This window comes from Amycolatopsis samaneae (assembly GCF_039541975.1).
In the GTDB taxonomy this organism is placed as follows: domain Bacteria; phylum Actinomycetota; class Actinomycetes; order Mycobacteriales; family Pseudonocardiaceae; genus Amycolatopsis; species Amycolatopsis samaneae.
This window is the reverse complement of sequence record NZ_BAABHG010000025.1, coordinates 26664-33606: the sequence shown is the minus strand read 5'-3', so window position 1 is coordinate 33606 and position 6943 is coordinate 26664. Positions and strand designations below refer to the sequence as shown.

General features: G+C 70.6%; 7 protein-coding genes. All 7 read right to left on the bottom strand.

The window, feature by feature from the left end; genetic code table 11:
- Positions 1–94: 94 nt before the first annotated feature.
- The 7 genes from ABD987_RS41890 to ABD987_RS41860 are packed head-to-tail and all read right to left on the bottom strand — an operon-like array spanning position 95 to position 6932.
- A complete protein-coding gene (locus ABD987_RS41890) occupies positions 95–1204 on the bottom strand; it encodes a hypothetical protein (protein WP_345408088.1) in 1110 nt (369 codons plus the stop codon).
- Positions 1205–1241: 37 nt separating this feature from the next.
- On the bottom strand, positions 1242–1571 hold the full coding sequence (locus ABD987_RS41885) for a hypothetical protein (RefSeq protein WP_345408086.1): 330 nt from the start codon (positions 1569–1571) through the stop codon (positions 1242–1244).
- A gap of 13 nt (positions 1572–1584) precedes the next feature.
- A complete protein-coding gene (locus tag ABD987_RS41880; RefSeq protein ID WP_345408084.1) occupies positions 1585–3561 on the bottom strand; it encodes a hypothetical protein in 1977 nt (658 codons plus the stop codon).
- A 5-nt stretch (positions 3562–3566) separates the two neighbouring features.
- The gene (locus tag ABD987_RS41875; protein WP_345408082.1) at positions 3567–3935 is read right to left on the bottom strand and encodes a YbaB/EbfC family nucleoid-associated protein; all 369 of its coding nucleotides are present in this window, start codon (positions 3933–3935) and stop codon (positions 3567–3569) included.
- The gene (locus ABD987_RS41870) at positions 3916–6114 is read right to left on the bottom strand and encodes a hypothetical protein (RefSeq protein WP_345408080.1); all 2199 of its coding nucleotides are present in this window, start codon (positions 6112–6114) and stop codon (positions 3916–3918) included. Before ABD987_RS41870 ends, ABD987_RS41875 begins: the two co-directional genes overlap by 20 nt.
- Positions 6115–6118: 4 nt before the next feature.
- Positions 6119–6613 carry a hypothetical protein gene (locus tag ABD987_RS41865; RefSeq protein WP_345408078.1) on the bottom strand — a complete coding sequence of 165 codons (495 nt, stop codon included), beginning with the start codon at positions 6611–6613 and terminating at the stop codon, positions 6119–6121.
- A 22-nt stretch (positions 6614–6635) separates the two neighbouring features.
- A complete protein-coding gene (locus tag ABD987_RS41860) occupies positions 6636–6932 on the bottom strand; it encodes a WXG100 family type VII secretion target (RefSeq protein WP_345408076.1) in 297 nt (98 codons plus the stop codon).
- Positions 6933–6943 lie beyond the last annotated feature (11 nt).

Below are 6943 nucleotides of genomic sequence, written 5' to 3'. Positions count from 1 at the left end.
CGCACCTCCCTCGCCTTCTTCGCTGTCACCACAGGCAACGCACCGCGGTGGCCGGACGGTTCACCGCCCGTCCGGCCACCCGGAGTCGCCTGCGTCACCCCTGACGGCAGCTGGCCTTCATCGCGGCCGCGGCGTGGTGCGCGTAGGTCTTGGTCGAGCCGTTCCAGTCCTGGCCCCTGGTGAGCAGCTGGACGGCGATCTTGGCCCCGTTCACCCGGAAGGTGCCGACCTGCACCCAGTGCCCGCGCTCGGCGACCTGCCGGACCGAGAACGTGCCGGTCGGCGCCGCCTTGCTCACGTCGAACCGGTCGAAGACGCGGTAGTAGGTGGGGTTCCCGCCGACCTGGGTCAGGTTGCCGTCGGGGACGAACACCGAGACCGCGCACGAACCCGCGGTCACCGCGCCGGTGTTGAACGTCCACAGCCCATAGGCGCTGGAGTCGTCCTTGCCCGCGTCACCGGACATCGGGATGGAGACGTACGCGTTGCCACAGCCACCGCCGTTGTCCGTCCAGCCCGCCTTGCCGTCGCGATAGGACCCGACACCCGCGAAGCCCGTGCCGCCACCACAACCCGGCCCGGCCATGCCCTCGTAGGTCGCCACGTTGGCCGCCATCACCTGCTTCTGCGCCTGCGGCGGCTGCTGCCCCTGGGGCGCCGGTCCGGCCGGGCCCGGTGCCCCAGCCGGAGCCGCGCCGGCTCCGACCGGGGCACCGGGGACCGCCGGGACACCCGCCTGCTCCGCGGGCACCTCGGCGCCCGGCGGCAGCGGGGCCTGACCGCCCGGTGGCACCGCGGCCGGTTCGCCGGGGACCTGGCCGGCCTGCTGCGCGGCCATGCCCGGCACGAAACCGGCCCCCGGCGGGAGGTTCTGGGCGTACCCGGGCGTACCCGGCCGTTCGCCGGGCCCGCCGCCGTCCAGCACTCCGCTGAGCGCCACCGGGACGGCGACCAGCACGACGCCCGCGATCGCCGCCGCGGCGATCATCGGCTTCGGCAGGCGACCGGGCGTGGGGGTACCGGTCGCGGTGGCGGCGTCCACGACCGGGGGCACGGCGCCGGCCGCGGCGACCGTGCCGGCCGCGCCGGCCGTGTCGGCCGCCTGCTCGGTTTCGGCGGCCTTCGGTGCCGCCGCGGCGGTGTCGGGCGGTTCCTCGGCGGCGAGGACCGCGACGCCGGTCGCCTGCTGGGTATCTGTCGACATGGTGCTCCCGCTTTCTCTGCTGTGCCGGGCGAAACGGTCAGCGCTTGAACCCGTGCTGGACGTTCGCGACGTTGTTGTGCTCCATCGTGTGCAGCTTCACGGCCAGCGCCGCCATCACGTGGCTGGTGTTCTCGACCGCCGCGCCGACCGATCCGACGGCGTCCTCGATGATCTTCATCGTCGGCCGCAGCTGCCCCTCGATCTGCTTGCCCATAGCGTCGTCGCCGCACGCGGCCAGCAGCAGTTCCAGCCGCTCCGACCCACCCTGGCCGATTTCGTACAGGTAGCGCGCGATCGGTTTGAACTGCTGACCGACGTACGCGATCATCTCCGGATCGGCGCTCATCCCGCCGTTGTTCTGGCCCATGACCTTCCGTCCCTCATCCCGTCGAGATGCCGTGCTCGGTGTTGTGGTCGCCGAGCCCCATCGTGTAGTCCTGCCCCGGTTTCGAAGCCGTTCGCGGCTCCGGCGCGCGGCGGCGCCCGCGACGGCGACGGCCCAGTACGCCCGGCGCCACCACGGCGTCGGTGCCCCAGGTCCGCTCGTCCTCGGCCAGCCACGTCGCCCGGTCCCGTTCGCCCTTGCCCCCGCCCGCACCGCCGGGACCGCCCGCCGTCGGCGGATAGAACGGCACTCCACCGTTCCCCCTGCCGATCGCGCCAGGGGGCCCCTCGGCGGACACCGGACCGCCCGCGGTCGGCACCGGTGGCTTGCCGCCGCCCGGCAGCACGGGGCCAGGGGCCGACGCGCCGACCCGGCCCCCGCCCATCGCACCGGGTCCACTGTGGAATCCGCTGAGCGGGTCGGATCTGGACATCGTCAGCGGCAGCGTGCCGCCCGACAGCCGCGGCGGCGGCACCGGCGGCGAGGACCGTCCCAGCGACTTGAGGTAGCGCTCCACCGCCGATTCGCCGCCGTTGCCCCGGGTCCAGCCGCTGGTGGACTCGTAGACCTTGCGGAGCCGGTCCTTCTGGTCGAGCCTGCCGCCGTTCCGCCCGACGATCTCGCCGTTCGCGTTCACCCAGGAGCCCGGGGGAACGATGACCGGCCTGCCGTCGGAGCCCAGCACGTACTTGCCGTCGGGCCCCACCACGTGGCCGTCGGTGTCCACATGCGACCCGGTGGGGACCTTCAGCGCGGTGTCGCCGCCGCCGGTCCAGCCCGCCGGTCCGCCCGGTCCGTGCGTACTGCCCGAACGGGACACCCCCGGCGGCGGTACCGGCGGGGGCGGGCCGTGGACGTCGGTGGTGCCGTAGTTCCCGTCCTGGTCGCCGTTCCCGCCCGTGGTGCCGGACCCGCCGTCGCCGCTGCCCGGACCGGGCCCGTCGCCGGGACCGGGGCCGGAGCCGGGAAACACGAGCGGGACCGGGGTGGTCACGGTGGGCAGGTGACCGGCGGCCACCAGGTAGGCCGCGCTCAGCATCCCGGCCATGCTGGCCGCGTAACTGTCCAAGATGGACTGATGCTCGACCCAGACGCGCTTCGCCGCCTCTTCCAGCTTCTGCCACATGGCGCTGTCGGTCACCTTGCCACCCAGTATCGTGCTGGTCGGGTAGCTCTCCTCGTCCCGGTAGTAGTCCTTCGGGCCGTGCGCGGCGAAGTCCGCGACGAGCGGGGGCGCGGTCCAGACCGCGGTGACCGCTCCGCCCGGCGAGGCCAGCGCCGATCCGGTGCCGGTGACCGAAAAACCCAGCCCGGTGTCGTAGGTGAAGCTTTCCCCGCCCCGCCACCGCTGGTAGCCCTCGTCGAGCGAGACGCCGGCGTCGTGCAGGAACCCCTTGGCGTCGCGGAGCGCGTCCCACGAGGTCCGCACCTTGCTGATCTGCGCCACCAGGTCCTCGCACTTGAAGGCGAGGCCGTTCAGCAGGTCCCAGAACGCGCCCGCGCCGTTGCCCTGGAAGTCGTCACCGCGATGCCCGGCCTTGTCGCGCCAGGTGTGCAGCGGCTTCACCTGTGCGGTCAGCCACGACGCGGTTCCGTTCAGCGCCAGCGCGGCCTTCTCGAACGTGGCCTGCTGTGCCAGTGCGTTGGTGTCCGCGGCCAGGGACTTCAGGACGGTCGTGCTGCCGCTCTCGAACGCCGTCAGCGCCGCCGACGCTTCCGAAGTGAGGTCGGCGACGCCGTAGTACGACGTGTACAACGTCATGGTCTCGACGTGCACCAGGTTGCCGGGAACGTGGTTGCCCGGCCCGCGCGCGTGCCGGAAGCAGTCCGATTTCAGCCACGCCGGGGCGGTGACCGTGGTCCGCGACGGCACCCCGGGGGCGGCGCTGAAGATGTTGAGTGTCTGGTGCCACCACCAGTTCCTCGTATCGTTCCCGCCCACGGGCGCGTCGGCCGCCGGGTCGTTCGCCATTCCGGTCAGTCCCTCCGGGTCCGGAGGGCTTCCGAGGGACGTTCGCCCCAGATCGCCGCGAACGCGGAGTCCACCTCGGTGTGGCCCGCCATGGCCGCGCGCAGGTGCTCACGCTGGTCCAGGAGCGGGCCGAAGGTCTCGACCACTTCCTCCGCCATCTGCTCCCTGGCCTTGCCGAGCACGTCGAGCAGTGTCCTGGCCAGCTGTTCCGGTGGCATGGTGCGGTACTTGGCGGTGTGGAACTTCAGGTCCACCACGGCGTTCCGGGAGTCCATCGTCACCGTGACCAGATGATCGGGCGAGGTCACCGACGCGGTGCGCGCGGCGAGTTCGGCCTTCGCCGACTCGATGCGCTCACGCTGTTCCCTCAGCATGACCATAGCCTGGTGCAGTCGTTCCTCCAGCAAATCGGCCATCGCTTCCTCCCTGTCCGTGATCGCGTACCCCGCTGCCGCCACGCTGGGCGGGACGCGCGCGCCGCCTGCGCGCACCCAGCACGGCGGGCGCGAGCTTGGGGTCGGTGCCCCAGGTCTCCTCGTCCTCGGCGAGCCAGGTCGTCCGGTCGCGCTCGCCCTTCTTGTCCCCCGCGCCCGCTGCCCCGGCGCCCGCGCTGGGCGGGTAGAACGGCACCCCGCCGTTGCCGTTGCCCGGGATGCCGTTCCCCGGCTCGTTCTTGATCAGCGAGGGGCCGCTGTCGCCGGACACGGTCTTCGGCGGCACCGGCGTTTCCGGCCCGCCACCCGCCGTCGGGAACTGCGGGCCGCCGCCCGTGGTGGCGAAGGACGGTTTCCCGTCCGTCTGTCCACTGTGGAGCGCGGGAAGCCCGTCGAGCGAAGGCACCGTGGCACCGCCGTACGACAGGCCAGGCAGCGACGAGTTCGTGTTCGGGAGCAGCAACGGCGGCGGTGCCAGGCCGCCACTTTCGCCCCGCAACGACTTCAGGTACCTGTCCAGTTCGGACTCGTCGCCGGTGTCGCGCTTGTCCTGGCCCGACCGGGAGACCCGGTCCTTTTCGGCGAGTTTCTTGCCGTCCTTGCCGACGATCTCGCCGTCGTGGTTCACCCGGGAACCGGGTGGCACGATGATCTGCCTGCCGAGCCTGTCGAGCACCGGCTTGCCGTTCGCGTCCCGCACTACGCCGTCGTTGCCCACGGTCGACCCGGTCGGCACCTTCAGCAGCGCGTTCGGGTCCGCACCGTTCGGATTCGGGCCGCCGGGATTCGAGCTACCGTTCTTGTCTGGCAGTTTGTCCGGTGCCTTCGGCCCCTTGGGTCCGTCCGGCCCGCCGGGGCCACCCGGACCTTTCTTGTTCGAGTCGTTCTTCGACGTGCCGTCGTGGGAAAAGGGCGGCGGTTTCGGGCCGTCCTTTCCAGTGCCGTCCTTCCCGTTCCCGTCTTTGCCGTTCCCGTCCTTGCCGTTGTGGTCCCCGCCGTCGCCGGGCCCCGGTGGCGGCTTCGGGCCGTTCCCGCCGGGGTGGAAGTCGAGCTTCTGGTGCGGGGTGATGTTGTGCAGGTACTTCGCCGTCGCGACATAGTTCTTCGCGAGCGTGCTGATGGCCGTGCCCGACACCGTGTCCAGCGTCGCCTTCAGGTGATCGAGCCACAGGTTCTGCGCGATCCGCTGCAGCCCGTCCCAGAACTGACCGGACCTGGCGTCCGCGCCCAGCAGGCCGCTCTTGGGGAAGTGCTGTCCCGCATTGGAAAGATATCCCGGTTTGCAGTTCTTCAGATCGTCGCAGAACGCCGTGCTGTACCAGGTCGCCTGCAGCGCGCCGGCGGGCCACGCCAGCCGGCTCGCCGGCGCGCTGATCCTGCCGAAGAGGCCGGTGTCGTAGGTGACCTCTCCCTCGGAGAACATCCAGCTGCGGTACGCGGCGAGCAGATCACGCATGGCCTGGGTGAGGCCCGCCTTGCCCTCCATGGTCCCGCCGGTCGCCGGATCGTCGGTCAGCGCCGCCGAGGGGGAGACCGACCCGGTCTTCAGCTGTCCCAGTACGTCGTCACAGCGGAAGATCAGCCCGTCCAGGACGGAGCCGAAGGCCGCGGCGCCGCTCCCCTGGAAGTCGTCACCCTTGTGGCCGACGTTCTTCTTCCAGTCGCCCAGCGTCTTCCGGTGGCCGGTCAGGAAGGTCTCCGCACCGCTCAGCGCGGTGGACGCCCGGTCGAACGTCCACGGCTGGACCGCCTTGTTCGACTCTCCGTCCACCGAGAACTCGCCGCCGCCCAACGCGTTCGCGATCGCGTTCATGATGCGCTTCATGGGCTGGTAGAACTTCGTCATCGGCTCCTTGAGCGCTTCCTCGTTGGCGTCCGCGACCGCCCAGTACCGCGCCCAGATGTCCTCGTAGTACCAGTTCCACCCGTGGCCGGAGGCACGGCCGTTGCCGCGGCCGACCGCGTCGGTCCAGACGTCCCACTTGATCCAGCTCACGCCCGTGACCGTGGTACGGGAAGGCGTTTTCTCGTAGTAGCCGTCGTCGGCGAATACGGAGAGCGCCTCTTCCCACTTCCAGTTCGCGTATCCGGATAGTTCGATGGACACCGGATCCGTCATCGGCTCAGCCTCCCCCGCCGCCGGGATTGCCACCGGTGTTCCCGTTGCCGCCCGTGTTACCGCCCGGGTTCCCACCCGTGTTGCCGCTGCCCGGCGGGGAACCGCTGCCGAAGATCACGCCGAGCTGGCTCGTCGAGAGCTCCGTGGACAGCTTGATGTTCTCGTCCTCGCCGTTCTCCGCGATCTTCACCACCTGGTCGATCGCCGAGTTCAGCCGGTCGAGAGTGGTCCTCATCGTGTCGAGCTGCGCGTAGAGCGTGGGGGCCGTACCGGTGGCGGACTCGTAGTTCTGGATGAGGCGCAGGGCGGGCTCGAAGGCTTCGGAACCGGCGAGCAGCCTGCGGGCGCCCTTGGCGGTACCGCCCTTGGTGTAGGAGAGTTCGAGGATGCTCGTGTTGCTCGTCAGCTCGGTGAGCATCGGCTGCACGACCTGCACGCGAAAGTCCCTCAGGAAACTGACGGTGATCCTGATGTCACCGCCGTCCGGCTTGTCCGGCACGTTCTTCCTCCCTCTTCCCGGATCACACGCCGCCGAACTTGGCCTTGATGTTGAGGTCCGTGCCCCGGTAGTTGTCGTAGGAGAGGTTCAACGTCTTGTGGGCCTTGCCGAAACGTCCCTCCATGTCCTGGATCGCCTTGTCCCAGACGTCCTGCACCTGCTGCCAGGCGTCGGCACCGGCACCGGTCCAGGTGTCGGCCATCGGCTTGATCTGGACGCGCAGGTCGTTCAGCGCCTCCACGATCGCGCTGGTCTGCTTGGCCATCTGGTCGGCCATGTGCGGGATGGCGGCGCCGACCGAGAAACCCTCGAATGTCATGATTCGTCCTC

Bases quoted from the DNA above. Each gene is read 5' to 3' on its own strand.
- ABD987_RS41890 (WP_345408088.1), bottom strand. From the start codon at position 1,204: ATGTCGACAGATACCCAGCAGGCGACCGGCGTCGCGGTCCTCGCCGCC.
- ABD987_RS41875 (WP_345408082.1), bottom strand. From the start codon at position 3,935: ATGCTGAGGGAACAGCGTGAGCGCATCGAGTCGGCGAAGGCCGAACTC.
- ABD987_RS41870 (WP_345408080.1), bottom strand. From the start codon at position 6,114: ATGACGGATCCGGTGTCCATCGAACTATCCGGATACGCGAACTGGAAG.
- ABD987_RS41885 (WP_345408086.1), bottom strand. From the start codon at position 1,571: ATGGGCCAGAACAACGGCGGGATGAGCGCCGATCCGGAGATGATCGCG.
- ABD987_RS41860 (WP_345408076.1), bottom strand. From the start codon at position 6,932: ATGACATTCGAGGGTTTCTCGGTCGGCGCCGCCATCCCGCACATGGCC.
- ABD987_RS41880 (WP_345408084.1), bottom strand. From the start codon at position 3,561: ATGGCGAACGACCCGGCGGCCGACGCGCCCGTGGGCGGGAACGATACG.